Annotated in this window: 29 protein-coding genes; 15 read left to right on the top strand and 14 right to left on the bottom strand. The window is 27.6% G+C overall.

The genetic code is table 11. The features are described 5' to 3' along the window. Window positions 1-76 precede the first annotated feature (76 nt). The 11 genes from AELL_RS14070 to typA all read right to left on the bottom strand — a co-directional run bounded on the left by AELL_RS14070 (window position 77) and on the right by typA (window position 11883). Window positions 77-1138 (bottom strand): sulfate/molybdate ABC transporter ATP-binding protein, encoded by a 1062-nt coding sequence (locus AELL_RS14070; protein ID WP_118918559.1) that lies wholly within the window; start codon window positions 1136-1138, stop codon window positions 77-79. A gap of 15 nt (window positions 1139-1153) precedes the next feature. Beyond that, window positions 1154-2014 (bottom strand): sulfate ABC transporter permease subunit CysW, encoded by an 861-nt coding sequence (gene cysW / locus AELL_RS14075; RefSeq protein ID WP_118918560.1) that lies wholly within the window; start codon window positions 2012-2014, stop codon window positions 1154-1156. Continuing rightward, window positions 2011-2865, bottom strand: a complete 855-nt coding sequence (gene cysT, locus AELL_RS14080) for a sulfate ABC transporter permease subunit CysT (protein ID WP_118918561.1) — start codon at window positions 2863-2865, stop codon at window positions 2011-2013. The genes cysW and cysT overlap by 4 nt, the downstream gene beginning before the upstream one ends. 12 nt (window positions 2866-2877) lie before the next feature. Further along, entirely contained in the window at window positions 2878-4101 is a 1224-nt protein-coding gene (locus tag AELL_RS14085) for an EAL domain-containing protein (RefSeq protein WP_226805996.1), read from the bottom strand. Continuing rightward, a complete protein-coding gene (locus AELL_RS14090; RefSeq protein ID WP_118918562.1) occupies window positions 4082-5167 on the bottom strand; it encodes a sulfate ABC transporter substrate-binding protein in 1086 nt (361 codons plus the stop codon). The genes AELL_RS14085 and AELL_RS14090 overlap by 20 nt, the downstream gene beginning before the upstream one ends. 187 nt (window positions 5168-5354) lie before the next feature. Further along, on the bottom strand, window positions 5355-5816 hold the full coding sequence (locus AELL_RS14095; protein ID WP_118918563.1) for an RrF2 family transcriptional regulator: 462 nt from the start codon (window positions 5814-5816) through the stop codon (window positions 5355-5357). Between the two features lie 81 nt (window positions 5817-5897). Further along, a complete protein-coding gene (locus AELL_RS14100) occupies window positions 5898-6830 on the bottom strand; it encodes a M14 family metallopeptidase (RefSeq protein ID WP_118918564.1) in 933 nt (310 codons plus the stop codon). After that, on the bottom strand, window positions 6817-7773 hold the full coding sequence (locus AELL_RS14105) for a M14 family metallopeptidase (protein WP_118918565.1): 957 nt from the start codon (window positions 7771-7773) through the stop codon (window positions 6817-6819). Before AELL_RS14105 ends, AELL_RS14100 begins: the two co-directional genes overlap by 14 nt. Next, the gene (locus AELL_RS14110) at window positions 7773-8438 is read right to left on the bottom strand and encodes an alpha-E domain-containing protein (protein ID WP_118918566.1); all 666 of its coding nucleotides are present in this window, start codon (window positions 8436-8438) and stop codon (window positions 7773-7775) included. Before AELL_RS14110 ends, AELL_RS14105 begins: the two co-directional genes overlap by 1 nt. A 1-nt stretch (window position 8439) precedes the next feature. Further along, the gene (locus AELL_RS14115) at window positions 8440-9804 is read right to left on the bottom strand and encodes a circularly permuted type 2 ATP-grasp protein (RefSeq protein WP_118918567.1); all 1365 of its coding nucleotides are present in this window, start codon (window positions 9802-9804) and stop codon (window positions 8440-8442) included. A gap of 264 nt (window positions 9805-10068) precedes the next feature. Further along, complete coding sequence (gene typA, locus AELL_RS14120) at window positions 10069-11883, bottom strand: translational GTPase TypA (protein WP_118918568.1); 1815 nt, start codon at window positions 11881-11883, stop codon at window positions 10069-10071. A 158-nt stretch (window positions 11884-12041) separates the two neighbouring features. Between typA and AELL_RS14125 the strand changes: the two genes are divergently transcribed. The 11 genes from AELL_RS14125 (at window position 12042) to yedF (ending at window position 20663) form a co-directional block, all read left to right on the top strand. Further along, on the top strand, window positions 12042-13664 hold the full coding sequence (locus AELL_RS14125; RefSeq protein WP_118918569.1) for a phosphoethanolamine transferase: 1623 nt from the start codon (window positions 12042-12044) through the stop codon (window positions 13662-13664). Then, on the top strand, window positions 13642-14352 hold the full coding sequence (locus AELL_RS14130) for a phosphatase PAP2 family protein (RefSeq protein ID WP_118918570.1): 711 nt from the start codon (window positions 13642-13644) through the stop codon (window positions 14350-14352). Before AELL_RS14125 ends, AELL_RS14130 begins: the two co-directional genes overlap by 23 nt. Then, window positions 14330-14689 carry a diacylglycerol kinase gene (locus tag AELL_RS14135; RefSeq protein ID WP_118918571.1) on the top strand — a complete coding sequence of 120 codons (360 nt, stop codon included), beginning with the start codon at window positions 14330-14332 and terminating at the stop codon, window positions 14687-14689. The genes AELL_RS14130 and AELL_RS14135 overlap by 23 nt, the downstream gene beginning before the upstream one ends. A gap of 88 nt (window positions 14690-14777) precedes the next feature. Beyond that, a complete protein-coding gene (locus AELL_RS14140) occupies window positions 14778-15179 on the top strand; it encodes a DUF1924 domain-containing protein (protein WP_118918572.1) in 402 nt (133 codons plus the stop codon). A gap of 10 nt (window positions 15180-15189) precedes the next feature. Continuing rightward, window positions 15190-15702, top strand: coding sequence for a diheme cytochrome c (locus AELL_RS14145; protein WP_118918573.1), 513 nt, complete (start codon window positions 15190-15192; stop codon window positions 15700-15702). Between the two features lie 10 nt (window positions 15703-15712). After that, a complete protein-coding gene (locus AELL_RS14150) occupies window positions 15713-16828 on the top strand; it encodes a cytochrome b/b6 domain-containing protein (protein WP_118918574.1) in 1116 nt (371 codons plus the stop codon). Continuing rightward, window positions 16794-17183, top strand: coding sequence for a hypothetical protein (locus AELL_RS14155; protein WP_118918575.1), 390 nt, complete (start codon window positions 16794-16796; stop codon window positions 17181-17183). The genes AELL_RS14150 and AELL_RS14155 overlap by 35 nt, the downstream gene beginning before the upstream one ends. Then, on the top strand, window positions 17176-17838 hold the full coding sequence (locus AELL_RS14160) for a response regulator transcription factor (protein ID WP_118918576.1): 663 nt from the start codon (window positions 17176-17178) through the stop codon (window positions 17836-17838). Before AELL_RS14155 ends, AELL_RS14160 begins: the two co-directional genes overlap by 8 nt. A gap of 3 nt (window positions 17839-17841) precedes the next feature. Beyond that, window positions 17842-19044, top strand: a complete 1203-nt coding sequence (locus tag AELL_RS14165) for an ArsS family sensor histidine kinase (RefSeq protein ID WP_118918577.1) — start codon at window positions 17842-17844, stop codon at window positions 19042-19044. Between the two features lie 158 nt (window positions 19045-19202). Further along, entirely contained in the window at window positions 19203-20423 is a 1221-nt protein-coding gene (gene yedE, locus AELL_RS14170) for a selenium metabolism membrane protein YedE/FdhT (RefSeq protein ID WP_192941203.1), read from the top strand. A gap of 3 nt (window positions 20424-20426) precedes the next feature. After that, a complete protein-coding gene (gene yedF / locus AELL_RS14175) occupies window positions 20427-20663 on the top strand; it encodes a sulfurtransferase-like selenium metabolism protein YedF (protein ID WP_118918579.1) in 237 nt (78 codons plus the stop codon). 16 nt (window positions 20664-20679) lie between these two features. Here the strand turns inward: yedF and AELL_RS14180 are convergent, their stop codons facing one another. Further along, a complete protein-coding gene (locus AELL_RS14180; protein WP_118918671.1) occupies window positions 20680-22257 on the bottom strand; it encodes an HD-GYP domain-containing protein in 1578 nt (525 codons plus the stop codon). A 138-nt stretch (window positions 22258-22395) separates the two neighbouring features. Between AELL_RS14180 and AELL_RS14185 the strand changes: the two genes are divergently transcribed. The 4 genes from AELL_RS14185 to AELL_RS14200 are packed head-to-tail and all read left to right on the top strand — an operon-like array spanning window position 22396 to window position 25326. Further along, window positions 22396-23235: an FAD-dependent thymidylate synthase gene (locus AELL_RS14185; RefSeq protein ID WP_118918580.1), complete on the top strand. Its 840-nt coding sequence runs from the start codon at window positions 22396-22398 to the stop codon at window positions 23233-23235. Continuing rightward, window positions 23235-24152 carry a glutaminase gene (locus tag AELL_RS14190; RefSeq protein ID WP_118918581.1) on the top strand — a complete coding sequence of 306 codons (918 nt, stop codon included), beginning with the start codon at window positions 23235-23237 and terminating at the stop codon, window positions 24150-24152. The genes AELL_RS14185 and AELL_RS14190 overlap by 1 nt, the downstream gene beginning before the upstream one ends. Before the next feature lie 53 nt (window positions 24153-24205). After that, window positions 24206-24814 carry a trimeric intracellular cation channel family protein gene (locus tag AELL_RS14195; protein WP_118918582.1) on the top strand — a complete coding sequence of 203 codons (609 nt, stop codon included), beginning with the start codon at window positions 24206-24208 and terminating at the stop codon, window positions 24812-24814. Window positions 24815-24870: 56 nt separating this feature from the next. Then, window positions 24871-25326 (top strand): hypothetical protein, encoded by a 456-nt coding sequence (locus tag AELL_RS14200; protein WP_118918583.1) that lies wholly within the window; start codon window positions 24871-24873, stop codon window positions 25324-25326. A 13-nt stretch (window positions 25327-25339) separates the two neighbouring features. On the opposite strand, the gene purN is transcribed toward AELL_RS14200, so the two are convergent. Beyond that, window positions 25340-25924 (bottom strand): phosphoribosylglycinamide formyltransferase, encoded by a 585-nt coding sequence (gene purN, locus AELL_RS14205; RefSeq protein WP_429697860.1) that lies wholly within the window; start codon window positions 25922-25924, stop codon window positions 25340-25342. A gap of 43 nt (window positions 25925-25967) precedes the next feature. Next, window positions 25968-26432, bottom strand: coding sequence for a crossover junction endodeoxyribonuclease RuvC (gene ruvC / locus AELL_RS14210; RefSeq protein ID WP_118918585.1), 465 nt, complete (start codon window positions 26430-26432; stop codon window positions 25968-25970). Between the last annotated feature and the right edge of the window lie 227 nt (window positions 26433-26659).

Here is a 26659-nt window from a genome sequence, read left to right on the forward strand (position 1 = left end):
ATAATAAGGCTTATTCTTATTTGTTTTGTGTAGTTTAATTACATTTTTATATAAAAATAATTTTATTGTGTACAACTTATATCCCTGCTCCATCTTCAAATGTTCTTAATGCTCTTGGTCGGATTCCTACAATGTCACCTTTATTTATATTTTTTTCTTTAAATTCATAGTGAGAAATCTCAACCAATACTGTTTTTGTTTCATTTTCCAAATGTGTTAATTCTACTTTTACTTGTGAACCTGCAAGTTGGATATATCTTACTTTTGCTTGTAAAATTGCCTCTTTATCATTTACTGAAACTATCTCTAATTCATGTGGTCTGATTAAAAATTTAGAGTTATTATCTTGATTTTCTAAAGATGAATCAATATTTAATCTTCCATCTTCCTCTCTTCCATGGAACAGGTTTACATTTCCTAAAAAGTTAATTACAAACTCATTTGCTGGATTATGAAATACCTCTTCAGGAGTTCCAACTTGCTCTATTTTTCCTTTACTTATAACCACAATTCTATCAGCAACTTCAAGTGCTTCTTCTTGGTCATGTGTTACTAAAACTGTTGTTATTTTCAACTCTTCTTGTAACTCTTTTAACCATTTTCTCAAATCTGCTCGCACTTTTGCATCTAAAGCACCAAATGGTTCATCAAGTAATAAAACTTTTGGCTCAACGGCTAAAGCCCTTGCTAATGCAACCCTTTGTCTTTGACCTCCAGATAATTGCCAAGGAAATCTGTTTGCGAAACCATCAAGTTGAATAAGTTGTAAAAGTTTTGTAACTTTTTTATTTATCTCATCATTTGATAATCTCTCTTTTTTTGGTTTTACTCTAAGACCAAAAGCGATATTTTCAAAAACTGTCATGTGTTTGAAAAGTGCGTAATGTTGGAATACAAATCCAATATCCCTATCACCTATATCTTTTTTAGAAACATCAATATTATTAAATAAAATCTCACCTTTATCTGTGTCATCTACTGTTTCAAGTCCTGCAATCATTCTTAGAAGTGTTGTTTTTCCACTCCCTGATGGTCCTAAAAGTGCTAAAAGTTCACCCTCAACTATTTCTAAATTTATATTATCAAGGGCTACAAAGTTTCCAAAATATTTTGTTAAGTTTTTTACTTCAATTTTCATTTTATTATTCCTTGTCTATTCTTCTATTTTTAATTTTTCTAATTCTCTTTGAACTTTCCACTCTAAAATATATTTTAAAACCAAAGTTAAAAGTGCAAGTATGGCTAAAAGTGTAGAAACTGCAAATGCAGCTACAAAGTTATATTCGTTATATAAAATCTCAACTTGTAAAGGCATAGTGTTTGTTACTCCTTGGATATGTCCAGAAACAACTGAAACTGCCCCAAATTCACCCATTGCTCTTGCATTACATAAAATAACTCCATATAGAAGTCCCCATTTTATATTAGGAAGTGTAACTTTCCAAAATGTTTGAAAACCACTAGCTCCTAAAAGAAGTGCAGCTTGTTCTTCATCGTTTCCTTGTTCTTGCATTAAAGGAATTAACTCTCTTGCCACAAAAGGAAAAGTTACAAATATAGTTGCTAACACAATTCCAGGAACTGCAAAAATAATTTGAACATCATTTGCGATTAACCAAGAACCAAACCAACCTTGCGCTCCAAATAATAAAACATACACAAATCCCGAAATAACTGGACTTACAGCAAAAGGTAAATCAATTAAAGTGATTAAAAAACTTTTTCCAAAAAACGAGTATTTAGCTATCGCCCAAGATGCACATACTCCAAAAACTAAATTCAAAGGAACAGCAATAACAGCTGTAATTAAAGTTAGTTTTATTGCTTGAAGAACATATTCATCATTAAAACTTTCAAAATAGGCTTCTACACCTTTTCTAAAAGCTTCTGCAAATATAGTAATCAAAGGAACTACCAACATAATCATCAAAAAACTAACAGCAGTTCCAATTAATAAATATTTAACAACTTTTGATTCATCTAACGATGATTTTGAATTACTTCTTGTTTTCATATAGCCTCCATTCCTCTTCTTCTTGAACTCCATCTTTGAAGCATATTTATTAATAACAACATCACAAAAGAGATTACTAACATCACAACTGCAATTGCTGTTGCTCCTGCAAAATCGTATTGTTCAAGTTTTGTAATAATCAAAAGTGTACTAATCTCTGTTTTAAATGGCATATTTCCAGCAATAAAAACAACCGAACCATATTCACCTAAAGCTCTTGCAAATGACAAAGCAAATCCAGTTAAAAGTGCTGGAAAAATTGTAGGAAGTATCACTTTATAAAAGGTTTGCCATCTACTCGCTCCCAAAGATGCACTAGCTTCCTCTTGTTCTATTTGAATCTCTTCAAGTGCTGGTTGAATTGTTCGCACCACAAAAGGAAGTCCTATAAAAATCAAAGCAATAGTAATTCCAATAGGAGTAAACACAACTTTAATTCCTAGTGGTTCTAAATATTGTCCAAACCAACCTTGTGACGAATATAGAGTTGTAAGAGCAATTCCTGAAACTGCTGTTGGAAGTGCAAATGGTAAATCAACAATTGCATCAAAAATTCTTTTTCCAAAAAACTCATATCTAACCAAACACCAAGCAACGATAAGTCCAAAAAAAGTATTTACAAGTGCAGCAATTAGTGAAGTAACAAATGTTAGTTTATAACTTGCAACTACTCTAGCTTCTGTTGTTGCGTTTATAAATGCCTCCCAACCTAAACTAAAAGCCTCTGTAAAAAGTGCTATTAAAGGAATGATAACTATGATACTAAGATAAAACACAGTATATCCCATAGTTAATCCAAACCCTGGTATTGGTGATTTTGGTCTTTTTAATACTCCAAAATTCAATCTCATTTTAAAACTCCCTTATTTTAATTCTTTAACATTTTTTGGCTCATCAAACCAATATCCTTGAAAATAATCTATCTCCAACTCTTTACAAGTTTCATAAATCTCTTTTGAAGAGACAAACTCTGCAACAGTTTTTATTCCTATTTTCTTAGCAAAAAAAACTATTGCTTCAACAACTGCTTTTGCTGATTTTGTTTTGTTTATATCTTGAATAATAGAACCATCAAGTTTTATGAAATCTGCTTGTAATCTAACTAAATATGAGAAGTTAGAATAACCTGTTCCAAAATCATCTATTGCTATTTTTACCCCAAGATTTTTGACAATTTTTATAAAAGAGATAACCTCTTCAATATTATCAATACCTTCACTCTCTGTAATTTCTATTGTTAAAGAATGTCCTATATCAAACTCATAAATTTTCTGTATCAGAAAATCTACAACATCTTTTTCCAAAATATCACTAATTGAGAGATTTATACTAAACTCTATATTTTTATTTTCAAAATATTCAAAAGATTTTTGAATTACTTTTTTTGTAATTTCACTATATAAATTGATTTTTTTTGCTCTATTTATAAAAAAATATGGACTTATTACTTCACCTTTTGAGTTTTTCATACGAACTAAGATCTCATATTTTTTTTCAAATTGATTGCTTATTAACTGTGCAAAAATTTCAAATTTATCTTTTCTTACTGCTTCTATTATTTGCCCTTCCCAATACAAATCTTGTTCTATTGATAAAGAATTTGGATGACAAATATGGTGTTGTTCAGCATCGTAAATCACTAGATTATGTTTTACTACTTTTGTTTGTTTTAAAGCAAACTCAGCAGTAAACAAAAGTTCAGGATAATTTATAGCAACACCAACTCTCAAAGGTATATAAACTTTAAATCCATCAACTTCAATAGGTGAATAACCAAAATACCAAATAATTGATTTTATAGTTTGGATAAACCTATCTTTTGAAATATCTTCACTTGAAGCAGACGCAAAAATGTCTGCTCCTAAATAATAGATTTTGCTATTTAAAAATCTATTTTCTAATCTTAAAGAGATTATTTTTAATACTTTTTCTCCAAAATCGTATCCATAATAGTGATTAATATTTCCAAAACCATTAACATCAAAAATAGCTACTTTATTAAATTTATTTTTTTTGTTATCTTCTAAAAACTCTTTTCTATTTGGAAGATTAATCTCAAACTCTTTATTATCTGTAAATTGCGTCAAATGTTCCACCATCATCAAAATGTGTTTTTTGTGCTGTTTTCCAATCCACAAAAACATCATTGATTTTTAAAAGTTCAAGTTTTGGAAATCTTGCTATATCTTCTTTATCTGCAAATTCTGGTTTATATGGTCTATAATAGTTTTTAGCTGCTAATTTTTGACCTGAAGGTGAATATAAATATTCTAAATAAGCCTTAGATACTTCATAAGTTCCATTCTTTTTAGCATTTTCATCCACAACAGTTACAGGAGGTTCTGCCAAAATTGATACAGTTGGAACAACTATTTCAAACTCACCAACACCTAACTCATTTATAGATAAAAAAGCTTCATTTTCCCAAGCAAGTAAAACATCTCCAATTTGTCTTTGAACAAAAGTATTTGTAGCTCCTCTTGCACCTGAATCAAGAACAGGAACATTTTTATAAACTTTTTTTACAAATTCAATTGCTTTTTTATCAGCCTCTTTAAACTTTTCAGAGTTTCTATCTACTTTAGTAATATCTCCTAACTCTTGTTTTATTGCATAAGCATAAGCTGCTAGATAGTTCCATCTTGCACCTCCTGATGTTTTTGGATTTGGAGTAATAACTTCAACACCCTCTTTTACTAAATCATTCCAATCTTTTATACCTTTTGGATTTCCCTTTCTTACTAAAAATACAATAGTTGAAGTATAAGGAGATGAATTGTTTTCAAGTCTTGTTTGCCAATCTTGTGGAAATAATTTTGTACTTTGTGAAATTTTGTCAATATCATAAGCTAAAGCCAAAGTAACTACATCTGCTTTTAATCCATCAATCACAGCTCGTGCTTGTTTTCCAGCTCCTCCATGTGACTGTTTTATAATTATCTCTTGTCCTGTTTTTTCTTTCCAATATTTTGCAAAATCTTTGTTATATTGAGAATATAACTCCCTTGTTGGGTCATAAGAAACATTTAATATCTCTAATTTATTTTTTGCTGCTTCAGCTTTATAATCATAATTATCATTTGCAATCGCAAATGCAGGAATTAATAGACCTGCTAAAACTAATTTTTTAATATCTTTTACTACTTTTTTCATTTTAAATTTCCTCTGTTTTAATTAACATACACTAAATGTGTGAACTATTAAAGATTTTTAAAAAATCTCACCTTATTTTGATAAAAAAATTTTCATACACATATCACACATCATAATTATCTCCTTCTATATAATATACATTAAATTGGTGAATATTAAAAATCAAAAAAAAATATAGGTGTTTTGATTAGATTCCTAATCCACCTACAAATTCTTCTTTAAAAATATCCTCTTTTTTTATTGGTTCTTGCATCAAACAAGAAGCAATTGTTGTTTTATCCAAAATTTGTGCAGTCAAATTTCTTATATTTAAAAAGACTCTTCTAAAATAACATTTACTCTCTTGAGAGCAAGGCTCATAATTAGAAACTGATACACAAGAAATCATTGCTATCATTCCCTCAAAATGCCTAATAACTTCACCTAAAGTTATTTCATTTGAAGCTTTTGCTAAAACATATCCACCATAACGACCAGGAATACTACTAACCCAACCTGCTTTATTCATCTCAAGCATTATGTTTTCTAAAAATCTTCTTGGAACATCTGTACTTTCAGATAACTCTCTAATTGAAATAGAACTATTTTTTTGTTCTGCAATTGCAAATAAAGCTCTTAATGCATAATCAGTTTTTTTTGATACTTTCATTTATCACCTACTAAATTGGTGAAATTATAATTTATTTTTTTTAACTTGTCAATAGCTATTTAAAAAAATAGAAAAATTGGCTTAGCCAATTCTTGCTATTCTAAATGTAACTGCATGTTCATAAATAAGTGAGTTGCTGTAAAAACAAGTAATCATTCCATTACAAGGAGCTAAAAATTGGTGAATTATATTACCTTCTAAAGAGTCAACTATTTCCCCTATTATTTGGTCTTTTGATACATAATTCCCAGCTAATTCTTTTGGTATAAAAATTCCACTTTTTGGTGATTTTACTATACTTATTGTATTTCTATCCATTATTGTTGATTCATAACCATTGAAGATATGATAATTAATGATTTTACTTTTGTCCATAAATCTAATAATTGCTTGATTTATTTGGCTTGCTATTTTTTTATCCACTTGATTATCACTTGGACAAATAACAGAAAATGCTTTTGTTCCCCAAAGTTGCCAGTTATATTGTAAAGTTACAGTATCTATTGATTTCATAGTTCTATGATGAATTAGTTTAAAACCAAATCTTTTTGCGGCTAATAAATCTTCATATCCACTTTTATAAAGTTTTATATATGGTACACAAGTAGCTGGATCTGGACGTCTTTCTAGGATTATTCCATAATCATAACCATTTATTGCATCAAAAACTTTTTTTGCAATTCTTTGAGTTGTTTCACCAAATTCATATCCTGGAAACATCATATTTATATCAGTATTATCCAAAGGCCAAAATCTTTTCCCAATATTCAAAGCATAATGATTTATTGAAGGAATAATTAAAATATCACCTTTTATTTTCTCTTCTTCAATTTTATTTTTAAAAAAATCAACCAATGATGAAGCACAATATAAAGGAAGTATAGAATCTCCTTCCATTGCACCAACAACAGCAACTCTTGGAGCTTTTGGATTTGAACCTTTAAATAAATATCCCTCAACTACTAAAGGAGCACGACTAAGTGATTCTATTTTTAAAATCTCAATTTTTTCCACTTTTTTCTCCAAAAATTCTAGCTATTAAAGAACCTTCATAAACAACTGGATACTCTCTTAATGTAAATAAAATTCCATCATTAGGAGCAAATAATGTAGATAATATTGTTCCACTTAATGGGTCAACAATATCTCCTATTTTATTCCCCTCTTTTATAATCGCACAATGGTCAAGAGCAGGAACAAAAAGTCCACTTCTTGGAGCATTTAGATAAAAAACATCTCCAATTTCTGAACTAAAAGGAACTCTTACATCAAAATTCTCTTCACACTCAATAATTCTCTCTTTTTTCATAAGATTTAAAATACCTATTAAAAGTTGGTTTCCATACTCTTTTGTAAGTCTCATTCCAACACCCATTTCAACAACAAGTGTTTTTGTACCCATTGAGTTTAAAGTATGTGAAAAAGTAGCTTCTAAAACTGTTACCGCATCATGTATCCAAATAAAATCACAGTTTAACTCTTTTGCTAAAGGTAAAGTATCTTTTGAAAACTCTTTATTTATTCTAATTTGAGGAATCTCTCTTAAAAAAATATTACTTGAATGAATATCAATAGCTATATCACTTCCTCTTACATCATTTGCAAGGGCATGAACAACTTGACCAGGAAGAAACTCCTGTGCACTTCCTGGAAATGCCCTATTCAAATCAACATCATATAAAGGAAATCCTCTTGTAATTGTATCAACACCCAAAGAGTTAACAGCAGGGTATAAATCGACTATTCCCCTTAGTTTTTCACTATTTTTATTTAGCCAATCAGCTAAAAGATAAATAACTAATTGTCCTTCTAATTCATCGCCATGAATACCACTAACAATTGAAATTCTTTTAGCTTTTTTGTTATCATTTATTTCTGTAGATTCAAATCTAGCTCTTTTTATAGCAAGTTTTTCACCAACAGGTAAATTTGATGTGAAGATTTCTTCTATTATCATTATTCCTCAACTATTATTTTTTTTATTTTATTGTTTACCGAATTCAAAATTGTTTCATAAGACTCATTTTCATCATGTTGTTTGAATTTAGCATCAGGAGCCAATCTTGTTACGATTTTATCAATTTCTTCCATAAGAACCAGTGAAAACTCTTTATCTTTTTCTATTCTTAGATGAAAATCAACCTTCTCAACTAGCTTTCCAAGTCTTATAAAATAATCACTATTATTTCTTTTTTGACGTCTTGTTAACTCTCCCCAAATTTCACTAATCAAAGATAAAACATAATCAATATATCTACAATCTATACTAAAACTTGAATGACTTGAATGTTTTAATAAATCTGCTAATTCAATTACAGAACCAAAGGCTTCTGTATCCATATTAGACCGACTTATAATTGCATTCTCTTTTGCATAAGAGATTAGATTATAAACATTTGCACTATGATTTCCAAATACTGCCACATTTAAAAATTCTTTAGCATTTTCATACTCTAAATCAACTCCAAGTTTTTTATAAAAAGTTTTTCCAGAATCTTTATCTATATCAATTATTCTATCAAAATGATAAACAGCTTCAATCAAAGTGGCTTCAATTCTCTCTAAATATCTTCCAAACCAATAAAGATTATTTGCTACATTTGCAGTTAATAATTGCTCCATCTTAATCCTCCATTACCCAAGTATCTTTAAATCCACCACCTTGAGATGAATTAACTAAATAATTTCCAGCTTCCATTGCATATCTTGTTAATCCACATTGCCAAACTTTTGGTTCTTCTGCCATAACAACATAAGCCCTAAAATCAGCTTTTCTTGGAACAATTTCATCATTTATATAACACTCTTCATCATAAAACTCTATTAACTCTTGAGCAATAAATCTTCTTGGATTTGCACTAATTATTGTTTTTAAATCATCTAACTGAATTTTTGACATAGCATGACCAAACATAACTCCATAACCACCAGCTTCAGCCACATCTTTAATAACTAATTTATGCATATTCTCAAATACATATTTTCTATCATCTTCAAAATATGGTAAATATGTTGGTGCATTTCTTAGAATTGGTTTTTCACCTAAATAATATTCAATCATTTTTGGTACAAAATAGTAAATACCTTTATCATCAGCAATACCATTTCCAGGTGCATTCATAATCGCTACATTACCAGCTAAATATACTTCCATAATTCCTGGAACACCTATTAGACTCTCTTCATTAAAGAATTTTGGGTCTAAAAATTCATCATCCAATCTTCTATAAACAGCCCCTACTTTGATTAGTTGACCATTATAATTTTTAAAATATAAAATCTTATCTTTAACTATTAATTCATCGTTTCTTACAAGTTGAGCACCTATTTTTCTAGCTAAATAAGCATGTTCATAATATGCTGAATTAAATCTTCCTGGAGTTAAAACAACATTTATTCCTCCGCAACTAACATAATTCATAGCTTCTTCTAAAATAGAGGGATAACCTTTTATTGGTTTTATTTTTAGTTTTTCAAAAAAATCTGGATAAATTTTTCTATAAGTATCTCGAACTGATAAAGGATAACTAGCTCCACTTGGAACTCTTAAATTATCTTCTAAAATAACCCAATCATCAGTGATTGTATCTTTTACTAAATCTATACCATTTATATGTGTTCTGATTTTTTTATTTGGAGAGAAACCTTCAAGCTCTTTTAAATAACCTTTGGCTTGAAAAATAAATTCTTCTGGAATAACTTTGTCTTTGATAATTTTTTTATCTGTATATAAATCTTCTAAAAAAAGATTTAAAGCCTTAATTCTTTGAGATAGACCTTTATCCATCTTATCAAACTCTTTTGAATCAATTATTCTTGGAATAACGTCAAAAGGAAGCGATCTTTCAATAAAATTTCCATCTTTATAAAGGTTGAAATTTACTGCAAACTTGTCCATATACTTTTGAAATTCATCAATCTTCAATCTATCTTGTTTTGAAAATATTTCCCAAAACAACTCACTCTTCTCATTTTTTATATCTAGCAACTCACACCTCCTAAACTAATAAATTCTAGTCTTTATTGTCTGAAAAATTACTAAATAATTACTTTCTTTTTTCTTTTTATTGTATATTAAATAAACATTTTATTTTGTTTAATTTATAAACCATAAAAAAAGGGAGAAGATGTATAATCTTCTCCCTTTTGAATAGTTTTTGATAAAACTATTTTATATTATGCAAATTTCTCTTTTTTTCTCAACATTGAAGCTAAAGCTTCAAGTTTCGCTTAAGAAAAATTTATTCTATTATTAAGCGAATTTCTCTTTTTTTGCAGTTCTTTTTCTAACTGTTGGGTCTAATTCTCTTTTTCTTACTCTTACAGATAAAGGAGTTACTTCAACTAATTCATCATCTTCAATCCACTCTAAAGCGTTTTCTAAAGACATCGTTCTTGGTGGAACTAATTTAATAGCTTCATCAGCACCAGAAGATCTAACGTTTGATTGAGCTTTTCCTTTAATAGGATTTACATCTAAATCGTTATCTTTTGCGTGTTGTCCAATTACCATTCCAACATAAACTTTATCTTGAGGTTTAATGAACATTACCCCTCTATCTTGTAAGTTAAAAATTGAATAACCTAAAGCTTCTCCATTTTCCATAGAAACTAATGCTCCATATTTTCTACTTTCAACTGTTCCTGAATATGGTCTGAACTCTAAGAATGAGTGATTCATAACACCCTCACCTTTTGTTTCAGTTAAGAACTCTGTTCTAATACCAATTAATCCTCTTGCTGGAATTTCAAACTCAAGTCTTGTATAACCTTCACCCATTGGAACCATGTTTGTCATAGTTGCTTTTCTTTTTCCAAGTTTTTCAATAATTGCACCTGAAAATTCATCTGGTAAGTCGATTACTAAATGCTCAAATGGCTCCATTTTTACACCATTTTCTTCTCTAATAATAACTTCAGGTCTTCCAATACAGAACTCAAAACCTTCTCTTCTCATATTTTCAGCAAGAATAGTAATTTGAAGCTCACCTCTTCCGTTTACTTTAAATTTACCTTCACCAATTTGCTCATAACCCATAGCAATATTAGTGTTCATCTCTGCTTTTAATCTCTCATCAATTTTGTTTGAAGTAACAAATTTACCTTCTGTTCCAGCAAGTGGAGAATCATTAACTGCAAAAGTAACAGATAAAGTTGGCTCTTCGATGTGCATTGGGTCAAGTGGCATTGGATTTAATGGATCACATAAAGAATCTCCAACATCAATTGTTTCAAAACCAGCAACAGCAACAATATCACCAGCACCAGCAGTTTTAATATCTATTCTTTCTAAACCTTTAAATCCAATAAGTTTAGAAACTCTTCCTTTTACTTTTTCACCATCAGCTTTAACTAAAAGAACTGTTTCACCTTGAGAAATTGTTCCGTTAAAAATTCTAGCGATTCCGATTTTTCCAATGAAATTATCATAATCTAATGTAAATACTTGAAGTTGTAATCCATTTTCATCAGCACCTTGAGGTTTTGGAACTTCTTTTAAAATAGTTTCAAATAATGGTTTTAAATCCATATTTCCATCATTTGCATCAAATCTTGCATACCCATCTCTAGCTGCTGCATAAATAACTGGGAATTCTAATTGCTCTTCATTTGCATCCATTTGTGCAAATAAGTCAAATACTTCATCAACAACTCTATCAGGCTCAGCTGCTGGTTTATCAATTTTGTTTACAACAACGATTGGTCTATGTCCTAAAGATAATGCTTTTTTAACAACGAATTTTGTTTGTGGCATAACCCCTTCTTGTGCATCTACAAGAAGTAAAACAGAGTCAACCATTTTTAAAACCCTCTCAACTTCTCCACCAAAATCGGCGTGTCCTGGAGTATCAATAATGTTAATTCTTACACCTTCGTAATCAATTGCTGTATTTTTAGAAAGAATAGTAATTCCTCTTTCTTTTTCGATAGCATTACTATCCATAACTCTTTCATCAACGTTTTGGTGTGATGAAAAAGTTCCTGATTGTTTTAGTAATTCATCAACTAGTGTTGTTTTTCCGTGGTCAACGTGTGCAATTACTGCGATATTTCTAATGTCTCTCATTGGTTCTCTTTTTATAAATTTTCGCGATTATACTAAAAAATAGCTTAAAATCTTATATTTAGAAAAATTTAGGAATATGAACAAAAATTCATAATTTGTTCATCTTTTATTCATTAATTATATTTATACTTTCAAAAATTTATATATAAAGGTATTTTTTGAGAAATTTTTCACAATATAAGCTTATTTTTTTAAGTACTCTTTTTTTCACACTTTTTTACAACTTTTCATTTTTTACAAATGTTGTAAACACATATAGTTTTCAAGGTTTTAATAAAATCTATGTATTATCAACTGCTATATTATTAATTAGTTTTTTAACTCTATTTTTTACGATATTAAGTTCAAAATATACAACAAAACCTATTTTATTAATCACTACGGTTATATCAGCATTTACTGCTTATTTTATGGATACATACCACGTTGTAATTGATAGTGAAATGATTAGAAATAGTTTACAAACAAATCTAGCTGAATCATCAGATTTATTTAGTTTCAAACTTGTTTTATATGTATTCTTTTTAGCAATTCTTCCTAGTTATTTTATCTATAAAATAAAAATTGAATATAAACCATTTAGAAAAGAGTTATTTTCAAAATTAAAAACAGTTGTTTTATCTATCATAGTAATTTTAATTATTCTATTTAGTTTCAATAAATTTTATACATCATTTTTTAGAGAACATAAACCTTTAAGATTTCATGTAAATCCTATTTATTGGATTTATAGTGTTGGTAATTATATAAATAAATCTTTAAATAGTGGTCCTATTGTTTTAAAAGAGATAGGAACAGATGCCAAAGTAATTCCTGAAAAAACTATTGAAGAGGAAGAAAAAAAAGAGTTAATTATTATGGTTGTAGGAGAAGCAGCACGAGCTGATAGATTTTCATTAAATGGATATGAAAAAGATACTAATCCTTTATTAAAACAAGAAGAGATTATAAATTTCCCTAATATGTACTCTTGTGGAACAGCTACTGCCCAATCTGTTCCTTGTATGTTTTCTATTTTTGATAAAGCTGATTATGATTATAAAAAAGGTATTTCAACACAAAATGTTTTAGATGTTTTAAAACATACAAACAATATAGACATTTTATGGAGAGATAATAACTCTGATTCAAAAGGAGTTGCATTAAGAGTTGATTTTGAAGATTATAGAACTTCACAAACAAATACAAAGTGTGATGATGTTGAGTGTAGAGATGAAGGAATGCTACTAGGTCTTGATGAATATATCAAAAATCACAAAGATAAAGATATATTAATAGTTCTTCATCAAATGGGAAATCATGGGCCTGCTTATTATAAAAGATATCCAAAAGAGTTTGAAAAATTCACTCCTGTTTGTAAAACAAATCAACTTGAAGAGTGTACACAAGAAGAAGTAAGTAATGCTTATGATAACGCGATTTTATACACTGATTATTTCTTATCAAAAGTAATCAACTTCTTAAAACCATATTCAAATACTCATGAAACAGCAATGTTTTATATGAGTGACCATGGGGAAAGCTTAGGAGAAAATGGTTTTTATCTACATGGAATGCCATATATGATTGCTCCAAATGAACAAAAACACATAGCTTCACTTTTATGGTTAGGCGATGGAGAAATGAAAGAGGATTATAATATTGAAAAATTAAACACTTACAAAAACAAAGAGTTTTCACAAGATAATCTATTTCATACACTTTTAGGGCTTTTTGAAGTAGAAACAGATGTTTATAAAAAAGATATGGATATTTTAAATGACTCAAGAAAACCTGAATAAACAGATTTTACTTACAACTATTTTATTAATAGTTGTAATTTGTCTATTTCAATTTACAAATCTTGATATTTTTATTCAATCATTTTTTTATGATTTTGAATCAAAAAATTGGTTAATAGATAAAAATGAACCTATATTAAAACTCTTTTTATATGATGGATTAAAAAAAGCTATTATTATTTTTAATGTTTTAATATTAATAGCTTTACTATTTTTTAGAAAAAAGCAAATTATTCAAGAGTATAAAAAAGGTCTTTTGATAATTTTACTTTCAGCTATTTTTATTCCAAGTATTGTTGGAACTTTAAAGGCTATTACAAATACTCCTTGTCCTTGCAATATTATAAATTTTGGAGGAACTTATCCTGATATAAAAGTGTTTGATAAATATCCTGAAGATTTTATCCAAAAATCAAAAGCAAAATGTTGGCCAGCAGGTCATGCAAGTGGTGGCTTTGCTTTAATGTCACTATTTTTTTTATTTAAAAAACCAAAACATCAAAAAATTGCTCTTATTGGAACAATAATTTTAGCTTGGAGTATGGGAACATATAAAATGCTTTTAGGAGACCATTTTCTAAGTCATACTATAATCACTATGCTTTTAGCTTGGATTATTATTCTAATAATTGTAAAATTCATTTCATTTAAACAAAGGCAAATTCTTGAGAAACCAACCAAAATATAATTTTTTTAAAAATACATCTTACGCATTAAAAGGTTTAGTTGATTTAATAAAAACGGAAACTTCATTTAAAATTGAGTTGATTATTACTCTTATTTTATTACCAGTTATCATCTTTATAGACACAACTCTAACAAACAAAGCTTTAATGTTTATTACCTTAATGGGTATGATATTAGCAGAAACAACAAATAGTGCAATTGAACGTGTTGTTGATTTAGTAACTTTAGAACATCATGATATGGCAGGACGAGCAAAAGATGTTGGTAGTGCAATTGTGTTTTTAAGTATTTTTATTTTTGTAATTACTTGGCTTATTATTTTAATAGATATTTTTTAAACTTTGTCAAGAAATTGTCAATTAACTTAACAACAAAAATTTAAACTATTCCTCTAAACTTCTAATAATAAAAATATTAGGAGGAATTATGAAAGCTTTAATTATTACAGCCTTAGTTGCAAGTTTAAGTTTTAGTGCAACAGTTGATGAATACTTAAACTCTCTAAAACAAGAAGTTTTAAAAGAAAATCCATCTTTTAAAGGTTTTGATGCAAAAAGAGGTGAAGAGATTTTCACTTCAAAACATATAGGGAAAAAAGGCAAAGAGATTTCATGTACAAGTTGTCATGGAACAAATTTACAAAAATCTGGTGAAAATATCTTTACAGGAAAAGTTATAGAACCACTTTCTCCAAAGGCTAATAAAGAGAGATTTACAGATGTTGCTACTATTGAGAAATGGATGAAAAGAAACTTCAATGATGTTTACAATCGTGAAGGAACAGCACTTGAAAAAGGTGATGTAACTACATACATCATAAATCAATAAAGGATAAAAAATGAAATATTTAATTTTTTTAGGTTTAATGATAAACGCCCTATTTGCTGAAGGATATTCTTCAACACCAGATGTAGCACCTGTTAAAAATGATTTATATATAAAAGAGTGTGGAAGTTGTCACTTTCCTTATCAACCAGGATTACTTCCAAGTAATGCTTGGGAAAAAATGATGGCAAATTTAGATAATCACTTTAATAGTGATGCAACACTTGATGATAAAACTTTTCAAACTTTATCAAAATATTTAAACGATAATAGTGCAGAAAAAAATATGCAATATAAAAGAAGTAATAGAATAGTTTCAAGTATTCCAGCTGGACAAATTGCTGATTCTATTTCAACAACACCTTATATGATAAAAAAACATAGAGAAATTAGAAAAGATTTAATTACTCAAAAAGAGGTAAAAGGTCTGTTTAATTGTATAGCTTGTCATACAACAGCAGACAAAGGAATTTATAGTGAAAGAGATATAAAAATCCCAAATTTTGGTAAATGGGAAGATGATTAAAGGATAAATTATGGAAAAATCATATATCTGGTCATTGCCAACAAGAGTGTTTCACTCTTTGTTTGCAGTTTTTATATTATTAGTTTTTTTAACAGATGATGATAAATTATTAAACTATCACGCAGTTATTGGTTATGCAATATTAATTCTTTTGATTTTTAGAGTTTGTTGGGGCTTTTTTGGACCTAAATATTCAAGATTTAAAGATTTTCCAACTGGTAAACAAAATGTAAAAGAGTTTTTAAATAATCTTTTTGAAGAAAATCAAAAATATTTAGGACATAATCCTCTTGCTTCTTATGTAATGATAACTATGTTAGTTGTGACTTTTTTAGCGATTATTACAGGGATTTTAGCCTTTGGAATACAAGAAGGAAAAGGTATCTTATCTTTTTTAAATAACTCTTATTTTAAAGAGATGAAACTATTTAAAGAGATTCATGAAATATTCGCAAATATTCTTATAGCTTTAATTGTTGCTCATGTAAGTGGTGTGATTGTAGATAAATTTTTACATAAAAAACATGAAACATTAAATTCAATAGTTACAGGTTATAAAATAACAAATGAGAGTGAAAATATCAAATTAAATATTTTTCAAAAACTTTTTGCTCTTTTAATGTTTATTTTCTTTATAGGATTTTTGATATTTAATTTAATAGAACCAAAAAATGTTCTTATTGCTTCAAAGTTTGAACCAATAGATTATAAGACACAAAATGAAGTTTTTGTAACCGAGTGTGGAAGTTGCCATACTCTATACCCTGCTAATCTTTTGCCTAAAAAATCATGGGAACTTATAATGAATGATTTAGAAAATCATTTTGGAGATGATGCTTCACTTGATATGCAAACAAATAAAGAGATTTTGGCATTTTTAGTAAAAAATAGTGCTGAAACTTCAACTATGAAAGCTAGTTGGAATTTTTTGAATTCAATAAATAATAAAGATATAATAGCTTTAAGTCAAACAGATTATTGGAAAAGAAAACACAAAAATATTCCAAAAGAGATTTTTGAAAATGAAAAAATTAAAAGCCAAGCAAACTGCAAAGCTTGTCATAGTGATATAGAAAAAGGATTAATTGAAAATGAAAATATTAAAGATATTTCTGATTTTAAGTAGTTTACTTTTAGTTCTAAATGCCGATGAAGATAAACATAAATATAAACACTCATACAAAAATCTTGATTATTTAGATTTAACTAATGAACAAGCAAAAGCTATAAAAAAGGCTTTAGTTGAGTTAAAAAAAGATTATGAAGATTTTTATGAATACAAAGAAAAACAAGAAGATATTTTAGAAGATATTATAAAAGCAGATAATTTTGATGAAGAATTATATTATAGAACTATTATGGATTTAAAAACAAAAGCCACAAAACTTGAAGTAAAAAGAATCAAAAAAATCCATGAAGTTTTAAATGAAAAACAAAAAGAAGAGTTTGCTGATTATTTAGAGGAGTGGGAAATTGAATAAAAAAGTTTTATTGATTGAAGATGATTTACAAATGCAAAAATTTATAATCGAATATTTAAAAGATTATGGATTTGATTGTATTGCTTTTGACCAACCAAAAGATGCCATTGAAAATTTTAAAGAAAATGACTACTCAATTATAATTTTAGATTTGATGCTTCCTGAAATGGATGGATTTGATCTGTTTAAAAAATTAAAACAAATCAAAAATACTCCAATAATAATCTCAAGTGCTAGAGGAGATATTGGAAATAAAATCCATGGTTTTGAACTTGGAGCTGATGATTATCTTGCAAAACCTTATGAACCAAGAGAATTGGTTTTAAGAATTGAACATATTTTGAAAAAAAGTTTTAACAAAACTATAAATATTGGTGATTTTGTAATTGATAAGGAAAATCGTACTGTATTTATGGATAATTATCCAATTGACTTTACAAAAATTGAGTTTGAAATTTTTCTGTTTTTAATTGAAAATCAAAATAAAATCTCTTCAAGAGAACAGATTTTAAATGCAACTTCTTTAGATATAAATACAAAAAATAGAACTATTGATATGCATATTTCAAACATAAGATTTAAAATTGGTGATGATTCAAAAAACCCTAAATATATAAAATCTGTTTGGGGAATTGGTTATAAGTTTGTTGGATAAATTATGTCAATATTAAAAAAAATATCTATTTTATTTGTTTTGAGTTTTATTTTGATGATTACCATTGGTTCGTGGATTGATAATATAAATTCAAAAAGAATGGATAATTTAGTAAAAGAGAAATACCTAAAAGTAATAGAAGATATTTTTAGAAATATTGAAAATAAAAACTATATAAATACTATATTTCAAAGAAATCAATTAGAACTTTTAAAAGATTTCAAAATTTCCAATGAAGAGATAATTTATGAACAAAACTATACTTTTGGACATATTCTTATTTTAAAAAAAACTTTTGATGATGAGTTTATTATAAAAATAAACTATTTAGATGAAGAGTATATTTTAAAAACTGCCGATGAAGAAAATCTTAATGATAAAACTATTTTAAATCTTCTTGTATTTTTAGATATTTTTACTCTTTTATTAATCTTTTTATATATTTTAAAACTTTTATCACCTCTAAAAACTATTACAAAAGATATAAAAAATTTTGCATCTGGTGATTTATCAACAAGAATAGATATAAACTCAAATGATGAAATAGGAACTTTGGCAAATAGTTTTAATAATATGGCAAGTTCACTAGAAAACTCTATAAAAACAAGGGAAGAACTTTTAAGAGATATTGGACATGAACTGCGAACTCCAATAGCAAAAGGAAAATTTGCAATTGAAAAAATAGATGATTTTTCTCAAAAAGAGTTACTAAAAAAGATTTTTTCTGATTTAGAAACTTTGACAAATGAGTTAATTGAACTTGAAAAACTAAATCTAACTAAATTAAATCCAACAACATTTAGTGCTGAAACTTTAGTTTTAGAATCTTTAGGAAAACTATATTTAGATGATGAATCAAAAATCCAAATAGAGATAAATGAAGATTTTAAAATAAATGCCGATTTATATTACCTTTCAATTGCACTAAAAAACTTAATTGACAATGCACTAAAATATGCAACTTCATTTCCAATAATAATAAAAGTAGATAAAAATGAAATTTGCGTTTTAAATAAAGGGAAATCACTCTCTAAAGAGTTTGAATATTATTTAAAACCCTTTACTCAAGAACTCTCTCAAAGAGATGGTTTTGGTTTGGGATTAAGTATTGTAAAAAAAATTGTTGATAAACATCATTTCCAACTTTTATATTCTTATGAAAATGAGTTTAATATTTTTAAAATTCATTTCACTAATGGTAAATAAATTTTTACCATTTCAAACAATTATAAGTAATTTTTAACTATCATTTCAGCCTTTAGATTTGTGGTACAAATAGAGACAATTACTTTTTAATCTCAAACTTCGGATAGTAATACTTTTAAGAAAAAGCATTATCCAAAAAATTTCAAAATCAAAACATAATGTTGAAAGGATTTTGCGTGGATTATTTCAAGCAATTTAGACAAACCTATATGGTTAATTTTTGGCGTCCAACACCTGCTGTTATAGCACTGGGAGTGCTTGCAGCTTACTATTTTGGTATAACTGGAACATATTGGGCAGTTACAGGAGAGTTTACAAGATGGGGAGGCCACATCTTACAATTTTTTGGTGTTGATATAAGCAATTGGGGATATTACAAAATCATGAAGATGGAAGGAACTTCCCTAACTCGTATTGATGGAGTAATGATTATTGGTATGTTTGCTGGTTGTATTGCTGCTGCTTTTTGGGGAAATAATGTAAAACTTAGAATGCCTGCAAGTAACATCAGGATTGCTCAAGCTTTAATAGGTGGAATAATCGCAGGATTTGGAGCAAGACTTGGAATGGGTTGTAACTTAGCTAGTTTATTTACGGGTATTCCTCAATTTTCAGTACATGCTTGGTTTTTTACAATTGCTATGATTGTTGGTGTTTATTTAGGGACAAAAGTAACTATGCTTCCTTTTTTCCAATCAAAAATCAAACTTCAAAAGGTATCTTGTAGTAAAGAGTTGCAAAAAGATGAAACACAAATAAACTCATTTTTTAAATTTGGTACTTTTGTATTTATTGCTGCAATTATTTGGGCTTTATATTTAATATTTTTTGCAAATAGCCAAAAACTTGGTATTGCCGTACTTTTTGGATGTGCTTTTGGTTTATTGATTGCAAAAGCTCAAATTTGTTTTACATCTGCATTTAGAGATATTTTTACAACTGGAAGAAATGAACTTGCAATTGCAATTGTAATTGGAATGGCTGTTTCTACAATTGGTGTATTTAGTTATATTATGATTGGAACTCCTGCAAAAATTATGTGGGCAGGACCAAATGCAATACTTGGTGGATTATTGTTTGGTTTTGGAATTGTTTTAGCTGGTGGTTGTGAATGTGGTTGGATGTATAGAGCTGTTGAAGGACAAGTTCACTTTTGGATTGTTGGAATTGGAAATGTAATAGGAGCAACTTTTCTTGCATTTACTTGGGATAGTTTTTCAATATCACTTGCAACTTCTTGGCCAAAAATAAATCTTCTTGAATCATTTGGTTCTTATGGCGGATTATTTATGAATTATATTTTGCTATTTTTACTATTTTTATTAATTTTAAAACTAGAAAGAAATTACAAACAAAAACTAAAAAATAAAGGAAATTAATCTATGAAAGAAAATATTATTCCAGATTATAGACTTGATATGCAAGGTGAACCTTGTCCATATCCTGCTGTTAAAACACTTGAAGCAATGGAAAGTTTACAAAAAGGTGAAATCTTAGAAATAATTAGTGATTGTCCACAAAGTATAAATAATATTCCAATTGATGCAAAAAATCATGGATATAAGGTTTTAAATATAGATAGTAGTGGTCCAACTATTAAATATTTAATACAAAAATAAAGGGTATCTCCCTTTATTAAAACTTATCTTTAAAAGTCTCTCTTATTTTTAAAAATTCATCTAAATGTTCAAAGAAAATATCTATAAGTTTTGGGTCAAAATGTTTTGCTCTTTCCTCTTTAAAAAGATTAAATATTTTTTCATCATTCCAAGCAGCTTTATAAACTCTATCACTTCCAAGTGCATCAAATACATCTGCAAGTGCTGTAATTCTTCCATAAATATGAATATTTTCACCACTTAATCCTCTTGGATATCCACTTCCATCCCATTTTTCATGGTGTTCATTTGCAACAATTGCAGCCATTTTTAATAATGGTCTATTTGAATGTTTAAGCATTTCATATCCCAAAGCTGCATGGGTATTCATAATTTCTCGTTCATTTTCATCAAAACGACCTGGTTTATTTAAGATTGCATCTGGAATAGCAACTTTTCCAATATCATGCATTGGACTTGCTTGTTTTAACATCTCTGCTTCTTTTTCATCTAAACCATAATATAAAGCTAAAAGTTTTGAATACTCAGCAACTCTTTTTACATGATTTCCTGTCTCTTTACTTCTACTTTCTCCAATAGCACCCATTGTAAAAACTACTTCTTTTTGAGTTTTTTCAATCTCTTGATTTAGATTTTTTATCTCTTCTAAACCCTCTTGTACTTTTGTTTCAATTTCATCAACAGATAAACCAACATTTTTATAAACTTTATATCCCAAAATAGTTATAAATAAAATGATTAGAACAACTAAAAGTAAAATTGCAAAATATGTAAGATTTATAAAATTCGTTGATAGTTCTACTATTTTCTTTTCAATTTCAGAACTATATATTTTATTTTGGTTAACTACATTATAAATTTTGCTTCGTAAATCATCCTCTTTATCTTCAATATTTTTTAATAAAACAACCTGATTTCCTACTTTAGTAACTATTTGTTTATATTCATCTATTTCTTGATGATTATATTTTTCATTAAATAACTCTATTTTTTTTAGCCATTTATCTAGTGTTATTTGATTTCTATATTGATAAAGTGTCTCTTTACTATAATATTTTACATCACTAAATAATCGATATAATTCATAATCTTTTAATTCTTGAATTTTTAAATCAATACTTTTTCTAATATCATTTTCTATTGGATAATCTATATCAAATTGATTTTTTAAGTTGATTTTCTCTTTTTCTAACTCATAAATTGTGTCAAATGCCTCTTCAATTTGTTTTTCACTTTCATACAATAATTGTAATTTTGAAGAGATAATTTTATCTTTGTGAATATCTGAGATAAAAAAATCTACAAAATCATTTTCATCTCTTAAACTAAAAATTTTTTCAATCTCTTCAAACTCTAATTCATATTTTATAAAACTTGCTTTTTTAGATTCTAATTCATCAAGTGAAGTTACTAAAGTTGTATCTTTTAATAATTCATTCATTTTTTCTTGCATTGATACTAAATCATTAATTAATTGTTTAGTAAGATTATTTTCTCTGATTTGATAAATAATTGTTGTATTAATCATACCTATAAGCAAAACAATAAATGAGATAATTATAAAACTAATTTTTACAATTTTTTTTATATTCACTTTAACACCTAATTTTAATAAAAAATAATAGTTTATAATATCAAAAAACATATTCAGAAATATATACAAAAACCTTTGATTGATGAATTTAAGTACTTTTTTTTTATAATTCCTCCCAATTATATATAAAGGTATAAAATGATTCAACTTATAAATAAAAAAGAGAATATCTTTGAAGATAATATTGCTTTTGTGGAAAACTGGGATTTTTCAACTGCAAACCTAAATGAAGAGAATAGAATCTTAGCTATTACTCAAGTTGCTTCAATTTGTTATCAATCACCAAAAGCATTAGGAAGTGAATCTTTATACAACAGACTTATGGCAGAATCTCAAGGATTGCCAAGTTCATCTTTTGAATTTGTTCCAGTTTTACTTGACCCAAAAAATGAAAAACATAAAGAGATTTTAGCACCAGAATATTCAAACACTAAAAAATTTGGTGAATTAATTTGTGATGGAAAATATCTCCTTACAAATTATAGAGCTTTAGTTTATGATTTTGAAAATAATCCAAAAGCATATAGTTTTGATATTAGAACCACTTATAACACACCTGAAGAGTGTAAAATTATCAAAGAACATTTCAAAGTATTTTTATTTAAAGTTGATTTCCCAACAAGAAGCCAAATGGTAAGACATAGAGTTAATTGGCAAGAATTAAGTAGAAGATATGTAAGTGGGAAAAGAGTACCTTTTGAATTTTATATATCTGAAAAAATGAAAGATGTAACAAGTGAAGGTGGAACAACTGAGCAGATTTTAGATATCTGTTTAGAACACTATTATAAAGCTTTAGAAGATGGTGTAAAACCTCAAGAAGCAAGAAGAATAATTCCACAAGCTGGATATTCACAAATTTGGGGAGGTTTCCAACCAACTCAACTTGAAAATTATTTCAAATTAAGACTTGATTCTCATGCTCAATGGGAAATTAGAAAAACAGCAGAGGCAATGAAAGAATTATTAGGAGAGTAATGAATTATCAAGCAATTTTAGAAGAAATAGAAAGAGAAATCTTACCTCTTTTTGGTGAAGGTAAAGTTGCTGATTATATCCCAGCTCTTGCTAATGTAAATCCTAATCAATTTTCAATCTCACTCCAAATGTTTGACGGAACATCATTTGGAGTTGGAGAAGTGAATAAAAAGTTTTCTATCCAAAGTATCTCAAAAGTTTTCACATTTACACTAGCTTTAAACTATTATGGAAAAGAGTTATATAAAAGAGTTGGTCATGAACCTTCTGGAAATCCCTTTAACTCTTTAGTTCAACTTGAATATGAAAATGGAATCCCTAGAAATCCATTTATAAATGCAGGTGCAATAGTTACAGCTGATAGTTTAGTTTCAATTTATAAAGATAATACTTTTAATCAAATTTTAGAATTTATAAGAACTGTTGCAAATGATGACACAATAAATTTTGATGAAGAGATTTTTCACTCTGAATTAGAGCATGGGTTTAGAAATTATGCACTTATAAATATGATAAAGAGTTTTGGTAATATTTATAATCAAATAGATGATGTAATAGAAACTTATTTTAAACAATGCTCTATTATGATGAGTCCAGCTCAACTTGCACGTTCTGTACTTTTTTTGGCAAATCATGGAGTAAATCCTCTTACAAATGAAACTATTTTAACTGAATCAAAAGCAAAAAGAATTAACTCTTTAATGCTTACTTGTGGTCACTATGATGCAAGTGGTGATTTCGCATATAAAGTTGGACTTCCAGGAAAAAGTGGAGTTGGTGGAGGAATTGTTGCCATTGTTCCTAAAAAAATGGCAATTTGTGTTTACTCTCCAAGATTAAATAGTCAAGGAAACTCACTTATTGGAACAAAAGCTTTAGAGTTATTTACTACAAAAACTGGTCTTTCAATCTTTTAACTCAAATAGAGTATAATCCCAAAATTTATATCAATTTTTGGAGAATTTAATTTATGAGTGCATTGGAAATAGCTGATATTATAGGAATTATTTGTTTTGCACTGAGTGGTTTTTTAATTGCTGTTCACTACAAACTTGATATCTTAGGTGTATTTATTTCTTCATTTTTAACTGCCCTTGGTGGTGGAATGATTAGAGATGTACTTGCAGATAGAACTCCTTACGTTTTTACTACAAATCTACCTGTTATTTTAGTTGTTTTTACTGTTTTAATTGCTTTACTTTTTAAACTTCATAAAATTGATGATTTAGAAGGGAAAACTGCTTTTATAATCTCTGATGCAATTGGTTTAGTCTCTTTTTCAATTACAGGTTCAATTGTTGCTATTCAAAATGAATTTAACTTCTTAGGTGTTTTAATTCTTGCTTTTTTAACAGCAGTTGGTGGGGGAACAATAAGAGATATTTTAATAAATAGAGTTCCATCTATTTTAGTTTCAGAATTTTATGCCACTGTTGCACTAATTATCGCTTCTATTATGTTTATTTTAGAAGTTCTTGAGTTAAGAAATTTAGGAACAATTACAATTGTTTTTATTTTTGGAGTTGCTTTAAGATTACTTGCATATTATAGAAAATGGCACTTGCCAAAACTCTCTTAACTTTTTGTTTACTTTTTATAGATAGAATCTCACAATTTTAATACCAAAGGAAAAAAATGATAAAAAAATTACTACTTACAATATTTTTAGGATTAAGTGCTTTTGCTAATTCTTTAACAGTTGGAAACAATCTTCCAGTTCTTACAATCAAAGATCAATTTGAAAAAGACCACACTGTTGATGCAAAAATTAAAACTATAATTTTTAGTGCAACAAAAGAAGAAAGTAATACAATCAAAGAGTTTTTAAACTCTAAAGGAAATGATTTTTTAACAACAAATAATATTGCTTATGTTGCAGATATTACAGGAATGCCAAGTCTGATTTCTAAATTTGTTGCTCTTCCAAAAATGAAAAATTACTCTTTCCCAATTTTATTAATTGATGAAGATAACAAAGCTTTATTTCCTGTGCAAGAAGATAAAATTACAATCATTACTTTAGATAACTCTAAAATTACTGATGTAAAATTTATTAAAACAGCTGAAGATTTAGCTGCTACTTTTAAATAAAAACTATTAGCTTTTAAGCTAATAGTTTTTTAAATGCCTCAACAATAGCCTCTTTTTCCAAATTTTTAATTTTTTCTTCTAAACTATCAACTGTTTCATTTTCATCTAAACTTATTTTTTTTACTAAAATCTTTTCACCTTCATCGTAAACTTCATTTACATAATGAATTGTTACACCTGATTCTTTTTCACCGTTTTTAATTACAGCTTCATGTACAAATCTACCATACATTCCAACTCCACCATAAATAGATGGAAGAATTGCGGGATGAGTATTTATTATTTTATTTGGATATGCATTTAATAGTTTTGATTCGATTTTTTTCATATATCCAGATAAAAATATATAATCACAACCAAACTCTAAAAGTAATCTTGTGATTTTGTCATCAATATCCTGACCTGGGTATCTTTTATCATTTATAATAAAATATGGAATATTATAAGATTCTGCTTTTTCTAAAACTCCTGCATTTGTATTGTTTGTTATAACAACTACAACTTTTGCATCAAGTATTTTATTTTCAATAGCTTTTTGAATTGTCTCAAATCCACTACCATTATATGAAGCTAAAATTCCAATTTTTTTTGTCATCATTTATCCTAATCTTTTTAAAATTTGGATTATAACTAAAATTAGTTTACAATCTTTGGGCGTGGGTTAAAGCAATTGCAATTGCATCTGTTATATCAAGAGGTTTTATCTCTTTTTTAACTCCTAAAAGTCTTTTAACCATAAATGCCACCTGCTCTTTTGTAGCTTTTCCATTTCCTGTTACTGCTTGTTTTACTTGAAGAGGTGTATATTCAGCGAAATTTCCAAACTCTTGTAAAATTTTTAAACTTATTGCTCCTCTAAATTGTGCAAGTTTAATTACCGTTTTTGGATTAAAGGCATAAAACATATCTTCAATTGAGACTTCATCAATTTTATGTTTTTGAAATAACAAATCAAACCCTTCTGTCATCTCTACAATTTGTTCTTGTAAAATCTTTGTTTTGATTTTTATAAGCCCTGCTTCAATAAGTTTTAAATCCCTTCCATTCTTTTCAACAATTGCATATCCACAGTTTCTAGTTCCTGGGTCAATTCCTAATATTTTCAACTTTTCACTCTTTTTGTTTATTTTTTATTCACATAGAATAAAGTTCGATATAATCGTATTTTCATAATATAATTTTATTTAAAAGAAAAAAATTATTCACTACTTATTCACTATGTGTATAACTTTAAATTTTCCACATTTTTGCGCACTTTAGTTCTATTTGAAGCTCTTTTATAAAAAATTTAGATATAATATCTAGTAATTACAATTAAAGAGTTTATAAATAG

The sequence above is a fragment of the Arcobacter ellisii genome (assembly GCF_003544915.1).
Classification (GTDB): Bacteria; Campylobacterota; Campylobacteria; order Campylobacterales; family Arcobacteraceae; genus Aliarcobacter; species Aliarcobacter ellisii.

Coding starts and splice junctions, on each gene's coding strand:
- AELL_RS14070 (WP_118918559.1), bottom strand. CDS start 1,138: ATGAAAATTGAAGTAAAAAACTTAACAAAATATTTTGGAAACTTTGTA.
- cysW (WP_118918560.1), bottom strand. CDS start 2,014: ATGAAAACAAGAAGTAATTCAAAATCATCGTTAGATGAATCAAAAGTT.
- cysT (WP_118918561.1), bottom strand. CDS start 2,865: ATGAGATTGAATTTTGGAGTATTAAAAAGACCAAAATCACCAATACCA.
- AELL_RS14090 (WP_118918562.1), bottom strand. CDS start 5,167: ATGAAAAAAGTAGTAAAAGATATTAAAAAATTAGTTTTAGCAGGTCTA.
- AELL_RS14095 (WP_118918563.1), bottom strand. CDS start 5,816: ATGAAAGTATCAAAAAAAACTGATTATGCATTAAGAGCTTTATTTGCA.
- AELL_RS14105 (WP_118918565.1), bottom strand. CDS start 7,773: ATGATAATAGAAGAAATCTTCACATCAAATTTACCTGTTGGTGAAAAA.
- AELL_RS14110 (WP_118918566.1), bottom strand. CDS start 8,438: ATGGAGCAATTATTAACTGCAAATGTAGCAAATAATCTTTATTGGTTT.
- typA (WP_118918568.1), bottom strand. CDS start 11,883: ATGAGAGACATTAGAAATATCGCAGTAATTGCACACGTTGACCACGGA.
- AELL_RS14130 (WP_118918570.1), top strand. CDS start 13,642: ATGACTCAAGAAAACCTGAATAAACAGATTTTACTTACAACTATTTTA.
- AELL_RS14140 (WP_118918572.1), top strand. CDS start 14,778: ATGAAAGCTTTAATTATTACAGCCTTAGTTGCAAGTTTAAGTTTTAGT.
- AELL_RS14145 (WP_118918573.1), top strand. CDS start 15,190: ATGAAATATTTAATTTTTTTAGGTTTAATGATAAACGCCCTATTTGCT.
- AELL_RS14150 (WP_118918574.1), top strand. CDS start 15,713: ATGGAAAAATCATATATCTGGTCATTGCCAACAAGAGTGTTTCACTCT.
- AELL_RS14155 (WP_118918575.1), top strand. CDS start 16,794: ATGAAAATATTAAAGATATTTCTGATTTTAAGTAGTTTACTTTTAGTT.
- AELL_RS14165 (WP_118918577.1), top strand. CDS start 17,842: ATGTCAATATTAAAAAAAATATCTATTTTATTTGTTTTGAGTTTTATT.
- yedE (WP_192941203.1), top strand. CDS start 19,203: ATGTTGAAAGGATTTTGCGTGGATTATTTCAAGCAATTTAGACAAACC.
- yedF (WP_118918579.1), top strand. CDS start 20,427: ATGAAAGAAAATATTATTCCAGATTATAGACTTGATATGCAAGGTGAA.
- AELL_RS14185 (WP_118918580.1), top strand. CDS start 22,396: ATGATTCAACTTATAAATAAAAAAGAGAATATCTTTGAAGATAATATT.
- AELL_RS14190 (WP_118918581.1), top strand. CDS start 23,235: ATGAATTATCAAGCAATTTTAGAAGAAATAGAAAGAGAAATCTTACCT.
- AELL_RS14195 (WP_118918582.1), top strand. CDS start 24,206: ATGAGTGCATTGGAAATAGCTGATATTATAGGAATTATTTGTTTTGCA.
- AELL_RS14200 (WP_118918583.1), top strand. CDS start 24,871: ATGATAAAAAAATTACTACTTACAATATTTTTAGGATTAAGTGCTTTT.
- purN (WP_429697860.1), bottom strand. CDS start 25,924: ATGATGACAAAAAAAATTGGAATTTTAGCTTCATATAATGGTAGTGGA.